The sequence below is a fragment of the Streptomyces cacaoi genome (assembly GCF_006539165.1).
Classification (GTDB): Bacteria; Actinomycetota; Actinomycetes; order Streptomycetales; family Streptomycetaceae; genus Streptomyces; species Streptomyces cacaoi.
Window position 1 is genome coordinate 1 of record NZ_BJMM01000034.1, and the last position, 22271, is coordinate 22271.

Annotated in this window: 18 protein-coding genes; 5 read left to right on the forward strand and 13 right to left on the reverse strand. The window is 71.5% G+C overall.

What is annotated here, in order from left to right; translation table 11 throughout:
- Positions 1-1662, reverse strand: a 1662-nt coding sequence (locus SCA03_RS25395; RefSeq protein WP_141275681.1) for a BCCT family transporter, incomplete at its 3' end; no start/stop codon positions are given.
- A gap of 181 nt (positions 1663-1843) precedes the next feature.
- On the opposite strand from SCA03_RS25395, the gene SCA03_RS25400 reads away from it, so the two are divergent.
- Positions 1844-2977 (forward strand): glycerate kinase, encoded by a 1134-nt coding sequence (locus SCA03_RS25400; RefSeq protein WP_078873961.1) that lies wholly within the window; start codon positions 1844-1846, stop codon positions 2975-2977.
- A gap of 310 nt (positions 2978-3287) precedes the next feature.
- Here the strand turns inward: SCA03_RS25400 and pssA are convergent, their stop codons facing one another.
- The 9 genes from pssA to SCA03_RS25445 form a co-directional block, all read right to left on the reverse strand.
- Entirely contained in the window at positions 3288-4205 is a 918-nt protein-coding gene (gene pssA, locus SCA03_RS25405; protein ID WP_030888329.1) for a CDP-diacylglycerol--serine O-phosphatidyltransferase, read from the reverse strand.
- The gene (locus tag SCA03_RS25410; RefSeq protein WP_086816249.1) at positions 4192-4863 is read right to left on the reverse strand and encodes a phosphatidylserine decarboxylase; all 672 of its coding nucleotides are present in this window, start codon (positions 4861-4863) and stop codon (positions 4192-4194) included. The genes pssA and SCA03_RS25410 overlap by 14 nt, the downstream gene beginning before the upstream one ends.
- A gap of 172 nt (positions 4864-5035) precedes the next feature.
- Positions 5036-6250, reverse strand: a complete 1215-nt coding sequence (locus tag SCA03_RS25415) for an acyl-CoA dehydrogenase family protein (RefSeq protein ID WP_030888336.1) — start codon at positions 6248-6250, stop codon at positions 5036-5038.
- Position 6251: 1 nt separating this feature from the next.
- A complete protein-coding gene (locus SCA03_RS25420; protein ID WP_086816248.1) occupies positions 6252-6788 on the reverse strand; it encodes a MaoC family dehydratase in 537 nt (178 codons plus the stop codon).
- Between the two features lie 2 nt (positions 6789-6790).
- Entirely contained in the window at positions 6791-7762 is a 972-nt protein-coding gene (locus SCA03_RS25425) for an HpcH/HpaI aldolase/citrate lyase family protein (RefSeq protein WP_030889485.1), read from the reverse strand.
- Positions 7759-9864 carry an ethylmalonyl-CoA mutase gene (locus SCA03_RS25430; RefSeq protein WP_086816246.1) on the reverse strand — a complete coding sequence of 702 codons (2106 nt, stop codon included), beginning with the start codon at positions 9862-9864 and terminating at the stop codon, positions 7759-7761. The genes SCA03_RS25425 and SCA03_RS25430 overlap by 4 nt, the downstream gene beginning before the upstream one ends.
- Positions 9865-9872: 8 nt before the next feature.
- Positions 9873-11210, reverse strand: coding sequence for a crotonyl-CoA carboxylase/reductase (ccrA, locus tag SCA03_RS25435; RefSeq protein ID WP_030888342.1), 1338 nt, complete (start codon positions 11208-11210; stop codon positions 9873-9875).
- Between the two features lie 518 nt (positions 11211-11728).
- Entirely contained in the window at positions 11729-12505 is a 777-nt protein-coding gene (locus SCA03_RS25440) for a TetR family transcriptional regulator (RefSeq protein WP_187767641.1), read from the reverse strand.
- 98 nt (positions 12506-12603) lie between these two features.
- Positions 12604-14388 carry a 3-hydroxyacyl-CoA dehydrogenase family protein gene (locus tag SCA03_RS25445; protein ID WP_086816113.1) on the reverse strand — a complete coding sequence of 595 codons (1785 nt, stop codon included), beginning with the start codon at positions 14386-14388 and terminating at the stop codon, positions 12604-12606.
- Between the two features lie 332 nt (positions 14389-14720).
- On the opposite strand from SCA03_RS25445, the gene SCA03_RS25450 reads away from it, so the two are divergent.
- Positions 14721-15305, forward strand: coding sequence for a HEAT repeat domain-containing protein (locus SCA03_RS25450; RefSeq protein WP_030888349.1), 585 nt, complete (start codon positions 14721-14723; stop codon positions 15303-15305).
- Between the two features lie 10 nt (positions 15306-15315).
- Here the strand turns inward: SCA03_RS25450 and SCA03_RS25455 are convergent, their stop codons facing one another.
- A complete protein-coding gene (locus tag SCA03_RS25455; RefSeq protein ID WP_030888351.1) occupies positions 15316-15855 on the reverse strand; it encodes a GNAT family N-acetyltransferase in 540 nt (179 codons plus the stop codon).
- Between the two features lie 119 nt (positions 15856-15974).
- Here SCA03_RS25455 and SCA03_RS25460 point away from each other — a divergent pair, with 119 nt between their 5' ends.
- Positions 15975-16502 carry a pyridoxamine 5'-phosphate oxidase family protein gene (locus tag SCA03_RS25460; protein WP_030889473.1) on the forward strand — a complete coding sequence of 176 codons (528 nt, stop codon included), beginning with the start codon at positions 15975-15977 and terminating at the stop codon, positions 16500-16502.
- A 39-nt stretch (positions 16503-16541) separates the two neighbouring features.
- Here the strand turns inward: SCA03_RS25460 and SCA03_RS25465 are convergent, their stop codons facing one another.
- Together SCA03_RS25465 and SCA03_RS25470 are read right to left on the reverse strand one after the other, a co-directional pair.
- Positions 16542-16973 (reverse strand): RidA family protein, encoded by a 432-nt coding sequence (locus SCA03_RS25465; protein ID WP_086816109.1) that lies wholly within the window; start codon positions 16971-16973, stop codon positions 16542-16544.
- 86 nt (positions 16974-17059) lie between these two features.
- Complete coding sequence (locus tag SCA03_RS25470) at positions 17060-18145, reverse strand: Rv2578c family radical SAM protein (protein ID WP_030889467.1); 1086 nt, start codon at positions 18143-18145, stop codon at positions 17060-17062.
- A gap of 199 nt (positions 18146-18344) precedes the next feature.
- Here SCA03_RS25470 and SCA03_RS25475 point away from each other — a divergent pair, with 199 nt between their 5' ends.
- Together SCA03_RS25475 and SCA03_RS25480 are read left to right on the forward strand one after the other, a co-directional pair.
- Positions 18345-18800, forward strand: a complete 456-nt coding sequence (locus tag SCA03_RS25475; RefSeq protein ID WP_030888359.1) for an SRPBCC family protein — start codon at positions 18345-18347, stop codon at positions 18798-18800.
- A 918-nt stretch (positions 18801-19718) separates the two neighbouring features.
- Positions 19719-22265, forward strand: coding sequence for an MFS transporter (locus SCA03_RS25480; protein WP_371863987.1), 2547 nt, complete (start codon positions 19719-19721; stop codon positions 22263-22265).
- The last annotated feature ends 6 nt before the right edge of the window (positions 22266-22271 follow it).

The window sequence follows — 22271 nt, forward strand, 5'->3', positions numbered from 1 at the left end:
GGCGGCCCGCCGCAGCCGCCGGTGGTGCGGCCGTCCGGCGGGCTCCTGTTCCAGCAGCACGTCACCGACCATGCGCCGCACGGCGTCCCGCATACCGTGCACGAGATGCTGCCGTCGCGGCCCGGCGCCCGGATCGCCGCGCAGCTCGCGCAGCAGCGCCCAGCACAGCGCCAGCATGACGAGGACGAACGGCAACGACACCAGGATGGTGCCGGACTTGAGCGAGTCCAGTCCGCCCGCCAGCAGCAGCACGGCGGCGACGGCGGACATCAGCACGCCCCAGGTCACCACGAGCCAGGTGCGCGGGTGCAGCGCGCCCCGGCTGGTGAGCGAGCCCATCACGAGCGAGGCGGAGTCGGCGCTGGTGACGAAGTACATCATCACCAGCAGCATCGCCACGACGGCGGTCACCGCGGGCAGCGGCAGCGCGTCCAGCATGGTGAACAGCGAATCCTCGGCGTCGTCGGCGTGTTGGGCCAGATCGGCGTCGCCGGTGGCGTCCAGCCGGATGGCCGTGCCGCCCATGACGCAGAACCACACCGCCGAGGCCCCGGACGGCACGAGCAGTACCCCCAGCAGGAACTCCCGCACGGTCCTGCCGTGCGAGATGCGTGCCAAGAACGTCCCCACGAACGGCGCCCAGGACATCCACCAGGCCCAGTAGAAGATCGTCCAGGCGCCGAGCCAGTCCCGGTGCCCGAAGGCGCCGGTGCGGGTGGAGGTCACCAGCAGTTCCTGGAGGTACGGACCGATGGTGGCGGGCAGCGAGTTGAGGATGTAGACGGTGGGCCCCACCAGGAAGACGAAGACCATCAGACAGGCCGCCAGCACCAGATTGATGCTGCTGAGCCACTTCACCCCGCGGTGCAGCCCGGACATCGCGGAGAAGACGAACGCGGCGCCCAGCACGACGATGACGAGCAACTCCAGGCTGGTGGAGGCGTTCAGGCCCACCGTCCGCTCCAGCCCGCCCGCGACCTGGAGCGCGCCCAGACCCAGGCTGGTGGCCGTCCCGAAGACGGTCGCGAAGACCGCGAGCAGGTCGATGGCCTTGCCCTGCCAGCCGTTCGCCCGGCGCTCGCCGAGCAGCGGGACGAAGACCGCGCTGATGCGGTTGCCGCGGTTCCTGCGGAAGGTGACGTAGGCGAGGGCGAGTCCGGTCATGCCGTAGATCGCCCACGGGTGCAGCGTCCAGTGGAAGAGCGCGTACTCCAGCGCGACCTGCGCCGCGCCCTGCGTCCCGCTGTCCGGACCGCCGAACGGGGGCGCCTCGACGTAGTGCTGGAGCGGTTCACCGACCCCGTAGAACATCAGGCCGATGCCCATGCCGGCGCTGAACATCATGGCGACCCAGGCCAGCCCCGTGAACTCCGGTTCCGCGTCGTCCGCTCCGAGTCTGATCCGGCCGAACCGGCCCAGCGCGAGCACGACGCACAGCACCAGGAAGACATTGGCCGCGATCATGAAGAGCCAACTGCAATTGTCCAGTACCCAGTTCAGCGCGCTGTCGGTGGCGGCGGAGAACGAGCCCTCGGCGAGCGCCGCCCACAGCACCACGGCCAGCACGGCGAGGGCGCCGATGAGCACCACCGGTCGGTCGGGCGGCGGTTCGTGGTGCTCGGGGGAGGACGACGGGGGAGAAGCGGAGACATCGGTGGTCATGTCGCCCCACTATGGGGCGATCCGGGCGGGAACCCTCGCCTGGCACGCCGTGCGGACGGGCCTCGGCGCACGCGCCGAACACCCCCGCGACGGGCGGCCCATGGCCGGTGAGCGGCATGCCAGATAGGGTCACCCAGGCGCGACTGCCTGTTCGAACGTAGAGAGACCCCAGGGGCAGAACATGACTACGACGGCGCGGACCACACCGGCGCGCGTGCTGATCGCCGCGGACAAGTTCAAGGGCTCGCTGACGGCCGTCGAGGTCGCCGAGCACGTCACGGCCGGGATCCGGAAAGCCCGGCCCGAGGCCGAGATCGAGGCCCTGCCGGTCGCCGACGGCGGCGACGGCACGGTGGCGGCAGCCGTGGCGAACGGCTTCGAACGCCACGAGGCCGAGGTGACCGGGCCGCTCGGTGCGCCGGTCACGGCGGCGTTCGCCCTGCGCGACGGCACGGCCGTCGTGGAGATGGCCGAGGCGTCCGGGCTGCACCATCTGCCGCCCGGTGTCTTCGTCCCCCTCACCGCGACCACCTACGGCGCCGGCGAGCTGCTGCTGGCCGCCGTCGAGGCCGGAGCCCGCACCGTCATCTTCGGGGTGGGCGGTTCGGCCACCACCGACGGCGGCGCCGGCATGCTCCAGGCGCTGGGCGCCCGCCTCCTGGACCGGGACGGCGACCAGGTGCCCTACGGCGGGGGAGGGCTGCGCGAGCTGGTCTCCGGCGATCTCTCGACGCTGGACGAGCGGCTGAAGGACGTCGAGGTCGTCCTCGCCAGCGACGTGGACAACCCGCTGACCGGGCCCAAGGGCGCCGCGGCCGTCTACGGTCCGCAGAAGGGCGCGAGCGAGGAGGACGTCGAGCTGCTGGACGCCGCGCTGACCCATCTCGCCGAGGTGCTCGACGCCACCCGTACCGCCGAGGCCCCGGGCGCGGGCGCCGCGGGCGGCATCGGCTTCGGCGCGCTCGTCGGGCTCAAGGCGAGCTTCCGGCCCGGCATCGAGATCCTCATGGAGGAACTCGGCGTGGAGGCGGCCATCGCCCGCGCCTCGCTCGTCGTCACCGGCGAGGGCTCGCTGGACGAGCAGACCCTGCACGGCAAGGCGCCCGCGGGCGTGGCCTCGGCGGCGGGGCGGGCGGACAAGCCGGTCGTCGCCGTGTGCGGCCGCCTCGCGATCGGCAAGAAGGAGCTGCGGGCGGCCGGTATCCAGCAGGCGTACGCGCTCACCGAACTGGAGCCGGACGTGGAGCGCTGCATCGCCGAGGCCGGGCCGCTGCTGGAGCGCGTGGGCGAGCAGCTGGCCGCCGACCACCTCTGAGCACCGCGGCGGCGGACGCCGCCGAGCCCGCGCACGCGGCGCCGCCGAGCCCCCGCACGAACGTCTGAGCACCCCCGCGCACGACCGTCGAACGAGCGCCGCACACGGGCCCGGGACGCCACCGGGCCCGCCGCAGTGCGGCACGCTCCTCGCACGGCCCCCGGTACCGCACGCCCCGTACGACGAGGTACGACGAGGTGCGACGAGCTGCGCCCCGCACCACGAGAAGGGCCCGGGCCGAACGGCCCGGGCCCTTCCCCGTGTTCCTGCGGTTCCGCGTTCTCCTGCCGCGGTTCCTCGCCTCCCGGCGTCACCCCTGGGCGGCGGCGCGTGCCTCCCGGCGGTTGTCGCGGAAGGCGTGCACCCGGCGTGCCGTGGCGAACAGCGGGATCACCGCGCCCAGCACCACCTGGAGCGCGCAGCCCGTCTGGAGCAGCAGCTCCCCGCCCGGAGCGTCGAACGCCCAGGCGCACAGCAGCCCCATGCTGAGCACGATCCAGCACAGCATCGCGACGGCCAGCCGCCCGCGCGGCTTGGGATACTCGACCCGGCTGACCATCAGCCAGGCGACGCCGACGATGGCGACAGCCGTCGGCAGGAACGGCAGCTCCAGCAGCACGATGGAGATCACGGTCAGCGCGCCGAACGGCCCGGGCATCCCCTGGAAGACGCCGTTCCGCATCGGCACGCAGGAGAATCTCGCAAGCCGCAGCACCACCGCCAGCAGCACCACGATCGCGGCCACCACCGAGACCCGCTGGTTCGCGTCGTTGGCGACCATGCCCCAGACCGCCACGAAGTAGGCCGGCGCGAGACCGAAGCTGATCAGGTCCGAGAGGTTGTCCAGCTCGGCGCCCATGGCCGAGCTGCGCAGCTTGCGCGCCACCAGCCCGTCGAAGAGATCGAAGACCGAGGCCATCAGCATCAGCACCACGGCCGTCGCGGCGCTGTGCCGCGCCATGCCGCCGTCCTCGCTCCCGGTCAGATGCGGGATGAGGACGCCGGTGGTCGTGAAGTACACCGCCATGAACCCGCAGGTGGCGTTGCCCAGCGTCAACGTGTCGGCTATCGACAGCCGGGTGGACAGCGGCATGTCGTCGTCGCTGTCGTCCGCGTACTCGTCGTAGTCGGCGTATTCCGCGTAGCCGTCGGCGGAGTCGGCGTCCTTGCCGGCTCTGCGTTCCGCCGGCGCCCACGCCGCCTGTGCGTCGGGATCAATCACGGTCAAGGCGAGTCACCCCCGCGGTTGTGGTCTGACCGACCTCGACGGCCGGTTCGACACCCTCCGGCAGGTACACGTCCACCCGGGAACCGAATCTGATCAGCCCGATCCGCTCCCCCTGCTCGACCTTGGCGCCGTCGTGCACGTACGGGACGATCCTGCGGGCCACGGCGCCGGCGATCTGCACCATCTCGACGTCGCCGAGTTCGGTGTCGAAGTGCCAGACGACGCGCTCGTTGTTCTCGCTCTCCTTGTTGAACGCCGGTACGAAGCCGCCCGGGATGTGTTCGACGGACGTCACCGTGCCCGCGAGCGGGGCCCGGTTGACATGGACGTTCAACGGGCTCATGAAGATGGCGACCCGGGTGCGGCCGTCCTTCCACGGCATGATGCTCTGCACCACACCGTCGGCCGGGGAGATGACCCGCCCCTGGGCGATGTCCCGCTCCGGATCGCGGAAGAACCACAGCATGCCCGCCGCCAGCGCGGTGGCGGGCACGGCGACCAGCGCCGCGCGTCCGGACCTGCGGGAGCGGGCCAGGCTCACCGCCGCCGTCGCCACGGTCGGCAGGAGCCACGGCGACGCTCCGCGGGCGAGGCGTACGCGGGGTACGGGACCGCGCGAGGGAGAGCCGCTGGGTGCAGTGGATGGGCTGTGGGGCATGAATGACCTTCGTAGCGGAGATGGAGCCGCGTAGGTGACAAGGGGACGGCGGCTTTCCGGGGATGCTATCGGTTTCTGACCGCAACTGGGCAAGCCAGAGGGGCAGTCCGACACCGAAGCCCAGTTCCGGGGTGTGATTCTGATCCCCAAGAAAACACCCCGAAAAGGACATTCAGCCCTGGGTGCGATACTCCTCCAGCAAGCGCCTGCCGACGATCATCTTCTGGATCTCGGCGGTGCCCTCACCGATCAGGAGCATCGGCGCCTCCCGGTAGAGCCGCTCGATCTCGTATTCCTTGCTGAAACCGTACCCACCGTGGATACGGAACGCGTCCTCCACCACCTCCTTGCAGTACTCGGAGGCGAGGTATTTCGCCATTCCGGCTTCCAGGTCGTTGCGCTGCCCCGAGTCCTTCTTCCGTGCGGCGCCCACCATCAGCGCGTGCGCCGCCTCCACCTTGGTGCCCATCTCGGCCAGCTTGAACTGGATGGCCTGGTGCCGGGCGATGGGCTTTCCGAAGGTGTGGCGCTGCTGCGCGTAGTCGATTCCCAGCTCAAAGGCACGCTGAGCAACTCCGCAGCCACGCGCGGCGACATTGACCCGGCCGACTTCGACGCCGTCCATCATCTGGTAAAAACCCCGCCCGGTGGTTCCGCCGAGGATCCGGTCGGCCGGGACGCGGAGTTCGTCGAGGATCAGCTCGGTCGTGTCGACGCCCTTGTAGCCCATCTTCTCGATCTTTCCCGGGATCGTGAGGCCCGGCCGGACCTGCCCGAAACCGGGCTCCTTCTCGATCAGGAAGGTGGTCATCGACCGGTGCGGAGGCGCGTCGGCCGGAAGGCCCTCGTCCGTTCTGCACAACACCGCGACCAGCGTGGACGTACCGCCGTTGGTCAGCCACATCTTCTGGCCGGTGAGCAGGTGGTCCCCGGAACCGTCGGGCGCCCGCACCCCCTTGGTGGTGATGGCCGACACGTCCGAGCCCAGCCCCGGTTCCGACATGGAGAAGGCGCCACGGGTCTCGCCCGTCGCCATTTTCGGCAGAAAATAGTCCTTCTGCTCCTGTGTGCCGTGCCGTTCCAGCATGTACGCCACGATGAAGTGCGTGTTGATGATCCCGGACACGCTCATCCAGCCCCGGGAGATCTCCTCCACGCACAGCGCGTAAGTGAGCAGTGACTCACCGAGTCCGCCGTACTCCTCGGGGATCATCAATCCGAAGATCCCCAGCTCCTTGAGTCCGTCGACGATCCGGGTGGGATAGGCGTCCTGGTGCTCCAGTTCCGTCGCGACCGGGAGAATCTCCTTGTCGACGAAGCCGCGCACCGTGGCGAGTATTTCCCGCTGGACCTCGGTGAGCCCTTCCGTCCGTGCGAGACGTCCCATCTCACTGCTCCTTGTCGTGCGGCCGGCCGCGTGTCGCGTCCCGCGGTTCCGGGCGGCCCGGCTGTTCGCCGCCGCGCTCGGCGATGTAGGCGGCCGTCGGCACCATGACCTTGCGGCGGAAGGTGCACACGAGGGTGCCGTCCTGCTTGTATCCCTTTGTCTCCACGGAGACGATTCCGCGGTCGCTCTTCGACTTCGACGGCACCTTGTCCAAAACCGTGGTCTCGCCGTACACCGTGTCCCCGTGGAACGTCGGTGCCACATGCTTCAGCGACTCGATCTCCAGGTTCGCGATCGCCTTGCCGGAGACGTCCGGCACCGACATGCCCAGCAGCAGTGAATAGATGTAGTTGCCGACGGCCACGTTCCGGCCGAAGTCCGTTGTCGACTCCGCATAGTTGCTGTCCAGATGCAGCGGGTGATGATTCATGGTGAGCAGGCAAAAAAGGTGGTCGTCGTACTCGGTGACCGTCTTGCCGGGCCAGTGCCGGTAGACGTCACCGACCGTGAACTCCTCGAAGGTGCGCCCGAACTGCATGCTCACGCCTCCGGGGGGACGAAGGCGGTGGTGCGCGACAGCCCGGCGGCGCGGCCCTTGCCGGCGACGACGAGCGCCATCTTGCGGCTCGCCTCGTCGATCATCTCGTCGCCGAGCATCGCCGAGCCCTTCTTGCCGCCCGCCTCGGAGGTGTGGAAGGCGTAGGCGTCCAGGATCATCTCCGCGTGGTCGTAGTCCTCCTGGGACGGCGAGAAGATCTCGTTCGACGCCTCGACCTGGCCCGGGTGCAGCACCCACTTGCCGTCGAAGCCGAGCGCCGCCGCCCGCTGTGCCACCTCGCGGTAGCCGTCCACGTTGCGGATCTGGAGGTAGGGCCCGTCGATCGCCTGGAGCCCGTGCGCCCGCGCCGCCATCAGGATCCGCATCAGGATGTAGTGGTAGGCGTCGGCCGGGTATCCGGGCGGCTGCTCACCCACCACGAGGGTCCTCATGTTGATGGACGCCATGAAGTCCGCGGGGCCGAAAATGATCGTCTCCAGGCGCGGTGAGGCGCCGGCGATCGCGTCGACGTTCACCAGCCCCCGCGCGTCCTCGATCTGCGCCTCGATGCCGATCCGGCCGACCTCGAAGCCCATGGTCTTCTCGATCTGGGTGAGCAGCAGATCCAGCGCCTGCACCTGCTGTGCGTCCTGCACCTTGGGCAGCATCACGCAGTCCAGGTTCTGGCCGGCGCCCTCGACGACGGTCACGACATCGCGGTAGGTCCACTCCGTCGTCCAGTCGTTGACCCGCACGACCCGGGTCTTTCCGCTCCAGTCGCCCTCGTTGAGGAACTTGACGATGGTGTGCCGTGCCTCGGGCTTGGCCAGCGGGGCGCACGCGTCCTCCAGATCGAGGAAGACCTGGTCGGCCGGGAGCCCCTGGGCCTTCTCCAGGAAGCGCGGATTGCTGCCCGGCACCGCGAGACAGGAGCGGCGGGCCCGGGAGACGCGCTGCTGGTTGCCGTTGTTCACTGCGTGACCTCCAGGGGTTCGAGCTGTTCGTGTTGTTCGAGCGGTTCGAGATGGTGACGTGTCCGGATCTCGTCGACGATACGGCCGATGATCTCCGTGATGCCGAAGTCCTTCGGCGTGAACACCGCGGCGACCCCGGCCTCCTTCAGCTCCCTCGCGTCGGCCGACGGGATGATCCCGCCGACCACCACGGGAATCTCGCCCGCACCGGCCCCGCGCATACGTGCGAGCACATCCGGCACCAACTCCGTGTGCGAGCCGGAGAGGATGGACAGGCCCACGCAGTGCACGTCCTCCGCGACGGCCGCCGCGACGATCTCCTCCGGCGTCAGCCGGATGCCCTGGTAGACCACCTCGAACCCGGCGTCCCTGGCGCGCACGGCGATCTGCTCGGCGCCGTTGCTGTGCCCGTCCAGGCCCGGCTTGCCCACCAGCAGCCGGAGGGTGCCCACGCCCAGGTCCCGTGCGGTGCGGGCGACCCGCTGCCGGACGCCGGCCAGCGCCGAGCCCTCCTCGGCGGCGACGGCGACCGGTGCCGAGCTGACGCCCGTCGGGGCCCGGAACTCGCCGAACACCTCGCGCAGGGCGCCCGCCCACTCGCCCGTGGTGACTCCGGCGCGGGCGCACTCCAGCGTCGGCTCCATGAGGTTGGTGCCGGAGAGCGCCGCCTCGCGCAGCGACTCCAGCGCCTGCGCCACGCTCGGATACAGGCCCGGATCGCGGGCGCCCTCGCGCCAGAACGGCTCGTCGCGGGTCTCCCGCCAGCGGCGCACCGCCTCGACGGTGGCGGCCTCCGTGGCCGGGTCCACCGTCGTGATCGCGGTGTCCAGGTCGGCGGTGAGCGGGCTGGGCTCCGTCGCCTCGTAGCAGTTGACTCCGACGATCTTCTCCTCGCCCGACTCGATCCGGCCACGGCGGCGCGCGTGCGAGGCGACCAACTGCGACTTCAGATAGCCCGATTCGACGGCGGCCAGCACCCCGCCCATCTCCTCGATCCGGCCGATCTCCGCCAGGCACTCCTTGACCAGCGTCCCGACCTTCTCCTCGATCACGTAGGAGCCGGCGAAGAGGTCCTCGTACTCCAGCAGATCGCTCTCGTGCGCGAGCACCTGCTGGATGCGCAGCGACCACTGCTGGTCCCAGGGGCGCGGCAGCCCGAGCGCCTCGTTCCAGGCCGGGAGCTGGACCGCGCGGGCCCGGGCGTCCTTGGAGAGCGTCACCGCGAGCATCTCCAGCACGATGCGCTGCACGTTGTTCTCCGGCTGCGCCTCGGTCAGCCCCAGGGAGTTGACCTGGACGCCGTAGCGGAAGCGGCGCTGCTTGGCGTCGGTGATGCCGTAGCGCTCCCGGGTGATGTGATCCCAGATACGGCTGAAGGCGCGCATCTTACACATTTCCTCGACGAACCGGACGCCCGCGTTCACGAAGAAGGAGATCCGCCCGACGACCCGGCCGAAGTCCTCCTCGGCGACCTGCCCGCCGTCCCGCACGGCGTCCAGCACCGCGATGGCCGTGGACATGGCGTACGCGATCTCCTGGACCGGGGTGGCCCCCGCCTCCTGGAGGTGGTAGCTACAGATGTTGACCGGATTCCACCGGGGCATGTGCGCGACCGTGTACGCGATCACATCGGTCGTCAGCCGCAGCGAGGGACCCGGCGGGAAGACGTGCGTCCCGCGGGAGAGGTACTCCTTGACGATGTCGTTCTGCGTCGTGCCCTGGAGCGCGGACACATCGGCGCCCTGCTCCTCGGCGACCACCTGGTAGAGCGCCAGCAGCCACATGGCGGTGGCGTTGATGGTCATCGAGGTGTTCATCTGCTCCAGCGGGATGCCCTCGAACAGCCTGCGCATGTCCCCGAGATGGGAGACCGGCACGCCCACGCGGCCGACCTCGCCGCGCGCCAGCACATGGTCCGGGTCGTAGCCGGTCTGCGTGGGCAGGTCGAACGCCACCGACAGGCCCGTCTGCCCCTTGGCCAGATTCCGCCGGTACAGCTCGTTGGACGCCTCGGCCGTCGAGTGCCCCGCATAGGTACGCATCAGCCACGGCCGGGACTTCTCCCCGGGTGCGCCCGCCGGCTGCGCTGGGTGAGCCGTCATCGCGGGCCTCACACGTTCCGGAAGCGGTTGACGGCGTCCAGCAGCGGTTCCCGCTTCTCCGGGTCGCGCACGCCCAGGCCCTCCTCGGGGGCCAGGCACAGCACGCCGACCTTGCCCTGGTGGAGGTTGCGGTGGACGTCGTGGGCGGCCTGCCCGGTCTCCGCCAGCGGATAGCTCTTCGAGAGCGTCGGGTGGATCTTCCCCTTGTCGATCAGCCGGTTGGCCTCCCACGCCTCGCGGTAGTTGGCGAAGTGCGAGCCGACGATGCGCTTGAGCGACATCCACAGATAGCGGTTGTCGTAGCTGTGCTCGTAGCCGGAGGTGGACGCGCAGGTGACGATGGTGCCGCCCTTGCGGGTCACATAGACCGAAGCGCCGAAGGTCTCCCGGCCGGGGTGCTCGAAGACGATGTCCACGTCCTCGCCGCCGGTCAGTTCGCGGATCCGCTTGCCGAACCGCTTCCACTCCTTGGGGTCCTGGGAGTGCTCGTCCTTCCAGAACCGGTAGTCCTCCGCCTTCCGGTCGATGATCGCCTCGGCGCCCATCCGGCGGCAGATCTGCGCCTTCTCCTCGCTGGAGACGACGCAGATCGGGTTGGCGCCCCCGGCGAGCGCGAACTGTGTGGCGTACGAGCCGAGTCCACCGCTGGCGCCCCAGATGAGCACGTTGTCGCCCTGCTTCATCCCGGCGCCGTTGCGGGAGACCAGCTGCCGGTAGGCCGTGGAGTTGACCAGCCCGGGCGCCGCGGCCTCCTCCCAGGTGAGATGGCGCGGCTTCGGCATCAGCTGGTTGGACTTGACCAGTGCGATCTCGGCCAGCCCGCCGAAGTTGGTCTCGAAGCCCCAGATGCGCTGCTCGGGGTCGAGCATCGTGTCGTTGTGCCCGTCGGCCGACTCCAGCTCGACGGACAGGCAGTGCGCGACGACCTCGTCCCCCGGCTTCCAGGAGTTGACGCCGGGACCGGCCCGCAGGACGACGCCGGCCAGGTCGGACCCGATGATGTGGTACGGCAGATCGTGGCGCCGGGTGAGCGGCGAGAGGCGGCCGTAGCGCTCCAGGAAGCCGAAGGTCGGCAGCGGCTCGAAGATCGAGGTCCACACGGAGTTGTAGTTCACGGAGGAGGCCATCACGGCCACCAGGGCCTCGCCCGGGCCGAGTTCGGGCACCGGGACCTCGTCCAGGTGCAGCGATTTGCGCGGGTCCTTGTCCCGGGTCTCCAGGCCCTCGAACATCCCGGTCTCGTCCTTGTGGACGGTCACGGCGCGGTAGGACTCCGGGAGGGGGAGCGCGGCGAACTCCTCGGCGGGCGTGTCGGGCGCGAGGATCGCGTCGAGGATGTGGTTCACGGATTGCCTCCGGCGAAGCGCGGTGGGTGGGGGCCGCCCGGCGTCGGCCGGGAGGCCCCCGGAGGGGTCGTCGGTGGTGAGGCAGTGCCGTCGGTTCGGCTGGTTCGGTGCGCGGGTGTGCGCGGTCGTGCGTGTGACGCGAGCGGGTGCGGGCAGCGCGGTGGGACCGCGGGGACAGTGCCCGGACGTGGAGCCACCGTATGACACCGAGTGCCAGCCGACAAGACACCGGGTGCCTCGAATTCTCACATGGAGGTATGTGCTCTCATCTGAGCGATGATCGATCGTCGATCGCCCAACACCCCTTGCCACCAGCCCGGTTGCATCGGAGCACGTCCCGGACGAGCACACGGGGCCGGGCGGGAACGACAGCGCCGCCCCGGTGCGGAACCGGGGCGGCGCGGCGGGCCGGGAGAACGGCTGAGGAAGCGGCGGAGGGAAGGGGGCAGGGGCGTGAAGTCGCCGGAGGGCGCGGGCGGTTGCCGGGGCGGGTCGACGGCGAGCGTCGGCGGGTGGGATCAGCCGCGGCCCAGGGCGCGTTCGATCGTCGCCATGATCTCGCCCAGCGGCGCATCGGTGCGCGCGACCGTCACCAGCACCTCGTCCCGGCGCTCCGCGGTGGCCGCCGGGGTGCCCGAGGCCGGGCGGCTCGCGCCGAACCCGGTGCCGAACGTCCGCCGGACGATGGCGAAGGCGTGGTCGAGCTGGGCCTCCACGTCGCCCACGCCGCCCGAGCGCAGCCAGCGGCGCAGCACATGGTTGTGCGCGGTCACCACGGCGGACGCGGCGACCTCGGCCAGCAGCGGCTCGTCGTAGCCGCTGACGCCGTCGCGGTGCGCCTCCTCGTCGAAGTGGCCGAGGAGATAGCGGGTGAACAGCCGCTCGTACCGGGCGACGGAGGCGATCTCCCGCTCCCGCAGCGCGGGCACCTCGCGGGTCAGCTTGTAGCGCGCCACGCTGCCCTTCGGCGACGCCGCGTACATCTTCATGACTTCCTTGATGCCCCGGCACACCGTGTCGAGCGGGTTCTCGTGCGGGGGCGCGGCGTCCAGGACGGCCTGCGCCCGTACCAGGGTGTCGTCGTGATCCGGGAAGATCGCCTCTTCCTTGGAGCGGAAGTGACGGAAGAAGGTACGCCGCGCGACACCCGCTGTCGCCGCGATCTCATCGACCGTGGTGGTTTCATAACCCTTCGTGGCGAACAGCTCCATGGCGGCCGCTGCCAACTCACGCCGCACTCGGAGGCGCTGCGAGGAGGCTGCTGTCGTACGGGAGTTCTTCGCGGGTTCTGGCATGTGGTGAACGTTACATGCTGTGACAGGGTGCGGGGGCAGGCCGTTCCCCGAGTGCCCCGAGGGCTCCAACAGCCCGCCCCACCCGGTGAAACCGCCGGTCACCGGCGCGCGTACTCGCGGAAACCGCGCCCCGTCTTACGGCCGAGACAGCCCGCGGCGACGAGATGCTCCAGCAGCGGCGCCGGAGCGAGGCCGGGATCGCGGAACTCCTCGTGCAGCACGCGCTCGATCGCCAGCGAGACGTCCAGGCCCACCACGTCCAGCAGTTCGAAGGGGCCCATCGGATAGCCGCCGCCGAGCTTCATCGCCGCGTCGATGTCGTCCGGCGAGGCGTAGTGCTCCTGGACCATCTTGACCGCGTTGTTCAAGTACGGGAAGAGCAGCGCGTTGACGATGAAACCGGCGCGGTCCGAGCAGTCCACCGGGTGCTTGCCGATCCGTGCGCACACCTCCCGGACGGTGGCGCGGGCGCCGTCCCCGGTGAGCACCGTCGTCACCACCTCGACCAGCTTCATCGCCGGTGCGGGGTTGAAGAAGTGCATCCCGATCACGTTCCGCGGCCGGGACGTCGAGCGGGCGCAGGCCACCACCGGCAGCGAGGACGTGGTCGTGGCCAGCACCGCGCCCTTCTTGCACACGCGGTCCAGCGCCGCGAAGACCTCCCGCTTGACCCGGAGGTCCTCCGCCACCGCCTCCACGGCCAGATCGACCTCGCCCAGGGCCTCCACCGACCCGGCGGGGGCGACCCGGGCCAGCACCGCGTCTCGCTCCGGCCCGCTCATCCTGCCCTTGGCGACCGCGCGCTCCAGCGACCGCGCGATCCGCTCCTTGGCCGCCCGGGCCTTCTCGGCACCGCGCGCCGCGAGTACGACGGGCAGGCCCGCCCGGGCGAACACCTCGGCGATACCGGCGGCCATCGTCCCCGAGCCGACGACCCCGACACCCGTCACGGGCCGCCCCTCGGGGCCGTCCGCCGCCGGGCCGGGGGTGAGCGCGTCCGGGACGACGGTGGCGCTGCCGGCGGCGGCGTAGGTGTAGAAGCCCCGCCCGGCCTTGCGGCCGGTCAGCCCGGCCCCGGCCAGATGGCGCAGCACCGGCGCCGGCGCGTGCAGCCGGTCCCCGGAGCGGGCGTACATCGCGTCCAGGACGGTGCGCGCGGTGTCGATCCCGATGAGGTCCAGCAGTGCGAGCGGTCCCATGGGCAGGCCGCAGCCCAGCTGCATGGCCGCGTCGATGTCCTCACGCGTGGCGTAGCGCGCCTCGTACATCGCCGCCGCCTGGTTGAGATAGCCGAACAGCAGTCCGTCGGCGACGAATCCGGGACGGTCGCCGACCGCGATCGGGTCCTTGCCGAGGTCCCGGGCGAGCGAGGTGACGGCGGCGACGGCCGCGGGGGAGGTGAGGACGGAGGAGACGATCTCGACCAGCTTCATCGCCGGCGCCGGGTTGAAGAAGTGCAGTCCCAGGACGCGTTCGGGCCGGTCGGAGTCGGCGGCCAGCCGGGTCACCGAGAGCGCGTTGGTGCCGGTCGCCAGGATCGCCTCCGGTTTGACGACGGCGTCCAGCGCGGCGAACACTTGGCACTTGGTGTCGTAGTCCTCGGGCACGACCTCGATGACCAACTCGGCGTCCGCCGCTGCCTCCAGGCCGGTGAAGGTCGCGAACCGGGCCAGTGTGTCCCGGCGTTCGTCCGCGGTCATCCGCCCGCGGGCGACGGAACGCTCGGTGCCGGCCTCCAGGGCGGCAACGGCTCGCCGTGCGGCTGCTTCATTCGTGTCGATGCCGATGACCTGGCGGCCGGAGCGGGCGAGAATGTCGGCGATACCGGTGCCCATCGTGCCGAGGCCGACCACGGCGACGGTGTGCAGGGGAGGATGGTCCATCACAGGACTCCAGTGGGTGTGACACAAGCCCCGGGGGGCGTGGCTGATGAGGGTGAGGGTTTCGTGCACCACCGGACGCGCGGGCGTACGGGCGCGCTCGGCGGGGGAGTTACGGGTCGAGGCCCGCGTCGGGCGACGACCGGCCCTGTCCCGGGGCCGGGCCGCGCCGGCTGTGCTCACTGCCGAACCGACTGCACTCTCGGCGGCTGCGTCACCAGGCCGCCTGAGCGGGGGTGCCGCTCCGATGAGCAGCTTAACTCGTGGGTAACCACATGGCCAGGGGTAGGACCAACACCGAAGCTGTGGCTTGCGGCAGGTGAGGGGGAACAGGAGTGGGCGACGCGTTCCGAGCGCTGATCGACCGTGTGCGGCCCGAGGCCGAGCCCGTCGAGTACGCACGCCTGGTCACCCTGGCCAGGCAGCGCGGGCACGACGCGCGCGACCAGCTCGCCGCCGTCCTCGTGGAACCCGGACGGCCGTTGTGGGCACGCGAGATCGCGGCCTTCGCGCTGGGCAGCGCCGGCGACCGCAGGGCCTTCGAGACCCTGGTCTTCCTGCTGAACTACCGGGACCCCGTGTGCTGTGCCTCCGCCGCACGCGCCCTGGAGAAGCTGCGCGACCCCCGCACGGCGAAGGCCGCCGCCGCGCTCGCGACCAACGAACTGCGCACCGCCTACGCGCTCTACCCCGTCCGGCTGCTCACCGCGCTGCGGGCACCCGAGTCGGTCCCCACCCTGATCAATGTGCTCCAGCGGCTGCTGCTGGGCCCGCTGCACTACTGGCCCATCGCGGAGGCGTGCGTCCAGGGGCTCGGCGCGCTGGGGGACAAGCGCGCGGTGCCCGTGCTGGACGCGGCGGCCGAGCACCACCGGCTGTCCCCGGCGGCCAAGGCCGCGCTCGCCCGCATCCCCGCATGAGCCGGGCGCCTCACAACAGCGGGCGCACGTACTGGAGTTCGGGGATGTCCTGCCCGGCCACCCGGGTGCTCTGGGTGTGCCCGTCGGGGACGAACCCCGCCTTCTCGTAGAAGCGGCGCGCCCGCGCGTTCCCCTCCAGCACCCACAGCAGGATCCGGCCGAACCCGCGGCCCGTCGCCAGTTCGAGGCCGGTGTCCATCAGGGCGCGGCCGGTGCCCGTACCGATCCGGTCCGCGCGCACGTGCAGGGCGTACAACTCGCCGTCGCCGCCCGGCTCGTGCCCGCCGGCCGGCTCCGTCTCCTCCTCGCCGCGGTACGGGCCGACGCAGGCCCAGCCGACGATGTCGCCGTCGCCCTCCTCGGCGACCAGGTGGTCGACGACGCCGGTGCCCGCCTCGAACCAGTCACGCAGTCGTCCGCTCTCCCGCTCCAGGGAGATGGCATCCAGATGCGACTGCGGTACCAGGCCCACATAGGCGTGCTGGAAGCTGCGCGCCCGCAGCCGCGAGACGGCGTCGATGTCGTCCTGTGTCATCTCCCGTATCCGCATGCACCTGATCGTGTCAGCGCGGCGGAGATCTTCGCAGCGATTTCCGGTGGCCGCCGGATGCGGCACGAGGGCCGGAAAACCCGACAGGAGATGACGTGTTGAGCCGGGAGGCTGTCCGCATGAACACGTACGCACAGACGGACAAGGGCGTCTCGTGGGGCGCTTTCCGCTCGGCCGAGCCGGAGTTCTGCGACGCCGTGGAGAAGCGCTTCCGGGCCCACCGGCACCACGTGCTCGGCACACTGCGGGCCGACGGGTCACCCCGGCTGACCGGCCTCGAAGCCGACTTCCGGGACGGCGAGATGTGGCTCGGCATGATGCCGCGGTCCCGCAAGGCGCTCGACCTGCGCCGGGACCCCCGCTTCTCCCTGCACGCCAACCCGGGATCCGGATCGGACATGGACGACGGCGACGCACGCGTCGGTGGTCTCGCCGTCGAGGTGACCGACCCCGCCGAACTGGCCCGCTGGGCGGCCGGGGCGCCGGACGGGGTGCCGGAGCAGTTCCACCTCTTCCGCGTCCGCCTCACCGAGGCGGTACGCGTCTCGATCGAGGCCCCCGACATCGTCTTCCGCGTCTGGCACCCCGGCCGCCCCCTGCGCACCGTCCGCCGCGGCAACGACGACGCACCTCCGCGCGAGGACTGACCTCCCTTTTCGCGTCCTGCCTCAGCTTCGCGTCCTGCCTCAGCTCGTGGGACGGGGGGAGGGGAGACGGGCGGGCAGGAGCGCGAAGGCCTCGACCTCCATCAGCAGCTCGGGGCGTACCAGGCCGGCGACCTGGACGGCGCTGCACGCGGGCGGCCGGGCGGGGTCGATGCAGGTGTCACGGGCCGCGCGCAGGGCGGGCATGACCGACAGATCGGTGACGAAGAACGTGAACTTCACCACGTCGGCGAAGCCCGCCCCGGCCTCTTCCAGACAGCGCCGCAGGTTGTCGAACACCTGCCGTGCCTGGGCGTCGGGATCGCCCGCACCGACGACCTCGCCCGCGGCGTCGAGCGCGACCTGCCCCGAGACGGCCACGAACCGCCCCTCGCCCCGGACGACATGGCTGTAGCCCCTGTCCGGGGCGGGGGCGAGTCCCTCGGGCGCGATGACATGCGTGAGTTCGGACATGTGTCCATGATCGCAGGCGGCGGACCGCTGCTCGGAAAGGAATTCCCGCGGGGCGGAGCCCGGACGGGATCGCTGAGGGGCGTCACTCACAGCAGCGTCAACTGCGTGGCGCAGGGGTGCTGTTCCTGTCCCGGCTCGTCCTCCGCCTCGCCGTCGTCGTGCACGGAGAGCGGGGGCCGGGCGGCGGGCCCGGCGCGGCGGGCGGCCCCGGGGGCGGCCGGTCCCAGCCCGTACTCGGCGGCCAGCTCGTGCACCTGGCGGGTGATGCGCCGCTGGTACCAGCGGGGCGCGTACGCGCCGTCGGCATACAGCGCCTGGTAGTGCCGCACGAGGTGCGGGTGGTGGAGGGAGAGCCAGCGTGCGAACCACTCCCGCGCGCCGGGGCGCAGATGCAGCGCGAGCGGGGTCACGGAGGTGGCACCGGCGGCGGCGATGGCCCGCACCGTCTCGCGCAGCTGTGCCGGGGAATCGCTGAGGAACGGGATGACCGGTGCCATCAGCACCCCGCACGGGATGCCGTGGTCGGCCAGGGTGCGCACCACGTCCAGGCGTCGTTGGGGCGCGGGTGTGCCCGGCTCGACGGTGCGCCACAGCTGTTCGTCGGTGAAGCCGACGGAGACCGAGATCCCGATGTCGGTGACGGCCGCCGCCGAGCGCAGCAGATCGAGATCGCGCAGGATGAGCGTGCCCTTGGTGAGCACCGAGAACGGGTTCGCGTGGTCGCGCAGCGCGGTGAGGATGCCACGCATCAACCCGTATCGACCTTCCGCACGCTGGTAGCAATCGACGTTCGTGCCCATGGCGATGTGCTGGCCGCGCCAGCGCGGTGCGCTGAGTTCCTTGCGGAGCAGCTCGGGCGCGTTGACCTTCACGACGATCTGGGAGTCGAAGCCCTCGCCGGTGTCCAGGTCGAGATAGCTGTGGGTGCGGCGGGCGAAGCAGTACACACAGGCGTGGGAGCAGCCCCGGTAGGGGTTCACGGTCCATTCGAACGGCATGCGTGAGGCCCCGGGCACCTTGTTGATCAAGGAGCGGGCCCGTACCTCGTGGAAGGTCATCCCGCGGAATCCGGGGGTTTCGAACGTCCTGGTGACGGCGGAGGCGCCGAAGAGTGCGCGGGTCGTCCCCGGCTTCTCGTCTCCCGGGGTCTCGCTCAGATCGTCCCAGCGCATGTGCGGCCTCCTCGGTGGTGGTGTCGCTTCCCTGCGGCGGCACTGTCGCTCTTTCGCACAAGAATAGAACAACTGTTCCCATGGCTTGTGTCAAGCCGGATTTTGGCGGCCGACGCGAGGGTGGTTGGCTGGTCACCGCGTACCGAGTGACCGGTGGGCGGCCCTGCGGGCGCCCAGCACATCCAGTTCAGGAGGAGTCATGGCGCAGGTCGAAGCGACCACACAGCGGGAGATCACGGCCGGTCCCGACGACGTGTTCGACGCGCTCGCCGACTACAAGAACGTCCGCCCCACGCTGCTGCCCGAGCACTTCAGCGAGTACGAGGTGCGCGAGGGCGGCGACGGCGAGGGCACCCTCGTGCACTGGAAGCTCCAGGCCACCAGCAAGCGCATCCGGGACTGCCTGCTGGAGGTGACCGAGCCCACCGAGGGCGAGCTGGTCGAGAAGGACCGCAACTCGACCATGCTCACCACCTGGCGTGTGACGCCCGGCAGCGCCGAGGGCACCGCACGCGTCACCGTGACCACCACCTGGAGCGGCGCCACCGGCATCGGCGGCTTCTTCGAGCGCACCTTCGCGCCCAAGGGGCTCGCCCGGATCTACGACGAGGTGCTGGCCCGGCTGGCCCGGCACATGGAGCAGTCGGCGAAGTAACCGCGCCGCCGTACTGCTGCACTGCTGCTACTGCTGCGACGCGTACTGCCGCGCTGCTGCACCGCTGTACTGCTGCACGGCTGTGCTGCGGCGCCGCCGTGCCGTCGCACCGCCCCGGCGCGGACCTCACCGGTTCGGGTGGTTTCCCGCCGGGGTGCCGTATGCGCCCGCCGTGCTCCCCGCCCCGGTGAAACCCCTGCTCGGCCGCCCGACAGGGGCTGGGGGCAACGGAGTTGAGGCCCTGCTGTGGCCCTTTGTGTGCCCTTCCCGCAGTTGAACGCTCTTGTCGTGCGATGCGAGAAATACTCCCTCGACATCAGCGGCAACGCCTCCGGACGGCAGCGGGGGTCCCGCGGAGCGACGGCGATGGGGAGTGCGATGGGCGGGTCCGGCGGGGCCATTCTCGACAGCAGGGACGAACACCGCCCCGGGCCGCCCGGCCGGGCCGGGGCGGAACCGGCCGGAGATGACGGCGCAGCTCCGGAGCGCCAACCGGCGCCCGGCGCGGCGCTGTTGACGGGCGGAGCGGAGGAGACGGCGGGCGGGCCGGGGCTGCGCCCCGTGGCCGTCGACGTCAGTGTCGAGTTCCCCGGGACGGGCGGCGAGCACGCTCCTGCCCTCGGCACGCTGCCGGCGCCCGGCACTCCGAACCACCCGCCGAACCATCCGCCCTTCACGATCCCGTCCCAGGGGGCCGCTCCCCACCCGGAGACCTTTCCCCACCCGGAGGCCGCGCCTTTCGCGCAGGCCGCCGGGCCCGTGCATGCACCCGCGTCCCCGCAGGCCCCCGGGCCCGCTCCGGCTCCTGCGTCCCCGCGGGACCCCGCGTCAGCGGAGAGCGCGCGTCCCCGCGCGGCGGATCCGCTGAAGGCGCTCCCCGGGAAGGCGGATCCGGGCGCCTCGGCGCAGGGGCTGCCGGTGCGGGGCGCCGTCGGCGCGGACACAGCGGCCGGTGCGGAACCGGGAGCGGCACACGGCGGATCCACCGCACCCGGAGGGAACGCCGGTCGGAAGGAACCGGGCACCGCGCAGCCGAGGCCGGACGCCGGACGGAAGAAAGCGGGCACCCAGCAGCAGAAGGCGGACACCGCGGACGCCGGGGCGGCGCTCGGCCCCCGGCGGCTGCGCGTCGTCCTCGCCGTGCTGACGCTGTCGCTGCTCCTGGCCGGGCTCGAACAGACCGTCGCGGCCACCGCGTTGCCGAAGATCGTCGGGGACCTCGACGGTTTCCGCCAGATGTCCTGGGTGGTCACCGCCTACCTGCTGACCTCCACCGTCGTGCTCCCGGTGCACGGCAAGCTCGGCGACCTGTTCGGACGCAAGGGGCTCTTCCTCCTCGCCCTCGGGGTGTTCACCGTCGGCTCGGCGCTCGCCGGTGCGGCGGGCTCCATGGAGGAACTGATCGTCCACCGCTGCATCCAGGGCGTGGGCGCGGGCGGCCTCCTGATCGGCGTCCAGGCGATCGTCGCGGACGTCGTGCCCGCGCGGGAACGCGGCCGGTACAGCTGGCTGATCGGTGCCTCGTTCGGTCTCGCCTCGGTCGCGGGGCCGCTGCTGGGCGGCTGGTTGACCGACGCACACTCCTGGCGCTGGTGCTTCTGGCTCGCCGTGCCGGTGGGGCTGCTCGCCTTCGTCGTGTCCGCGGTGGCGCTGAAGCTGCCGCGCCCCCGTGTGCGCCCCCGGCTGGACGTCCCCGGTGCGCTGCTGATGGGCGCGCTGTCCACCTGCCTCGTCCTGCTGTGCTGTTGGGGCGGGACGACCTACGCCTGGGACAGCCGGATCGTCCTCGGGCTGGCCGGGGGCGCCGTGCTCAGCGGTGGGCTGTTCCTCGTCGTCCAGCGCTTCGCACCCGAACCGGTGCTTCCGCCACGGCTGTTCCGCGATTCCGTCTTCACCGTCTCCGGCCTGGTCGGCGCGGCCCTCGGTGTCGCGCTCCACGGCGCCGCCGGCCATCTGCCGAGTTTCCTCCGGATGGTCGAGGGGACGAGCGCCACCGACTCCGGGCTGCTGATGCTGCCGCTGATGAGCGGGGTCGTGGTGGCCTCCGTGCTCGCCGGGCAGCTCATCTCCCGCACCGGCCACCACCGGACCTTCCCGGTCATCGGCTGCGCCCTCTCGGCGGAGGGCATGTGGCTGCTGTCCCAGCTCGACGCCGACACCTCCCGCGCCGTCTTCGGCATCTGGTCGGCGATCCTCGGGCTCGGCATCGGTTTCGTGCTGCCGGTGCTCGTCCTGGCCGTCCGGAACTCGGTGCGCGCCGCCGATCCGGGTGCCGCCACCGGCGCCGACAACTGTTTCCGGCGGATCGGCGGCAGCATCGGAGCCGCCCTGTTCGGCATGCTGCTCGCCCACCGGCTCGCCGAGGCGCTCGTACGGGAACTGCCCGGCGGGGGCGACAAGCTGTCCGATCCGGGCTCCCTCCTCTCGCAGCTGGTGCGCGCGCTGCCCGCGCCGTTGCGGGACGGCTCCCTCCAGGCGTACGCGGACGCGATGCCGCGCGTCTTCCTCCACCTCGTGCCGGTGCTCCTGCTCGGGCTGGCGCTGGCCTTCTTCCTCAAGGAGAAACCCCTCGTGTCGCACTCCACCCCGGTGCCGCCCGCCCGCACCGCGGACACGGCCGCAACCGCCGAGGCGGCCGGTCCGACGGCGAACGGCAAGGACCCCGGCTCCCACGTCCGGCCGGTGCCGGCCCCGGCGCCGCACACCGCGGGTGTCCCGGTGTGCGGCACGGTGCGGCACCACGACGGCAGCACCGTGCCGCGCGCGGCGCTCACCCTCGTCGACACGTCGGGCCGGCAGATCGGCCGGGGCGCCACGGGCGACGACGGACGGTACGCCCTGAGCACCCCGGGCGAGGGCTCGTATGTGCTGATCGCGGCGGCCGGGGGCCACCAGCCGCGCGCGGTGAGCGTGACGGTGGGGGAGCGCCCCGTCGACCTGGACGTGGTGCTCGGCGGCGCGGGCCGGCTCGCGGGCAGCGTGCTGACGGCGGACGGCAACCCCGTCCGGGACGCCGTCGTCACCCTGACCGATGTCCGTGGCGAGGTCGTCGCCACCACGCGCAGCGGGCGCGAGGGCGGCTACGTCATCACCGAACTCGTCGCGGGGGAGTACACGCTGGCCGCGAGCGCCCCCGTCTACCGTCCGGCGGCGCTGCCGGTCTCCGTCCAGGCGTCCCGCGAGACGCGTCAGGACATCGAGCTGGCGGGCGGTGCCGTGCTGCGCGGCACGGTGCGGGCCGGTGGCGGCCGTCCGGTCGAGGACGCGCGGGTGACGCTGCTGGACGCGGCGGGGAACGTCGTCGACACCGCGACCACGGGGGCGGACGGCGTCTTCCGGTTCGTCGACCTCGCGTCCGGTGAGTACACCGTCGTCGCCGCGGGCTATCCGCCGGTCGCCACCGTCCTGCGGATCGCCGGGGGCGGGCGCACCGAGCGCGATCTCCAACTGGGCCACGAGGACTGACGCAGC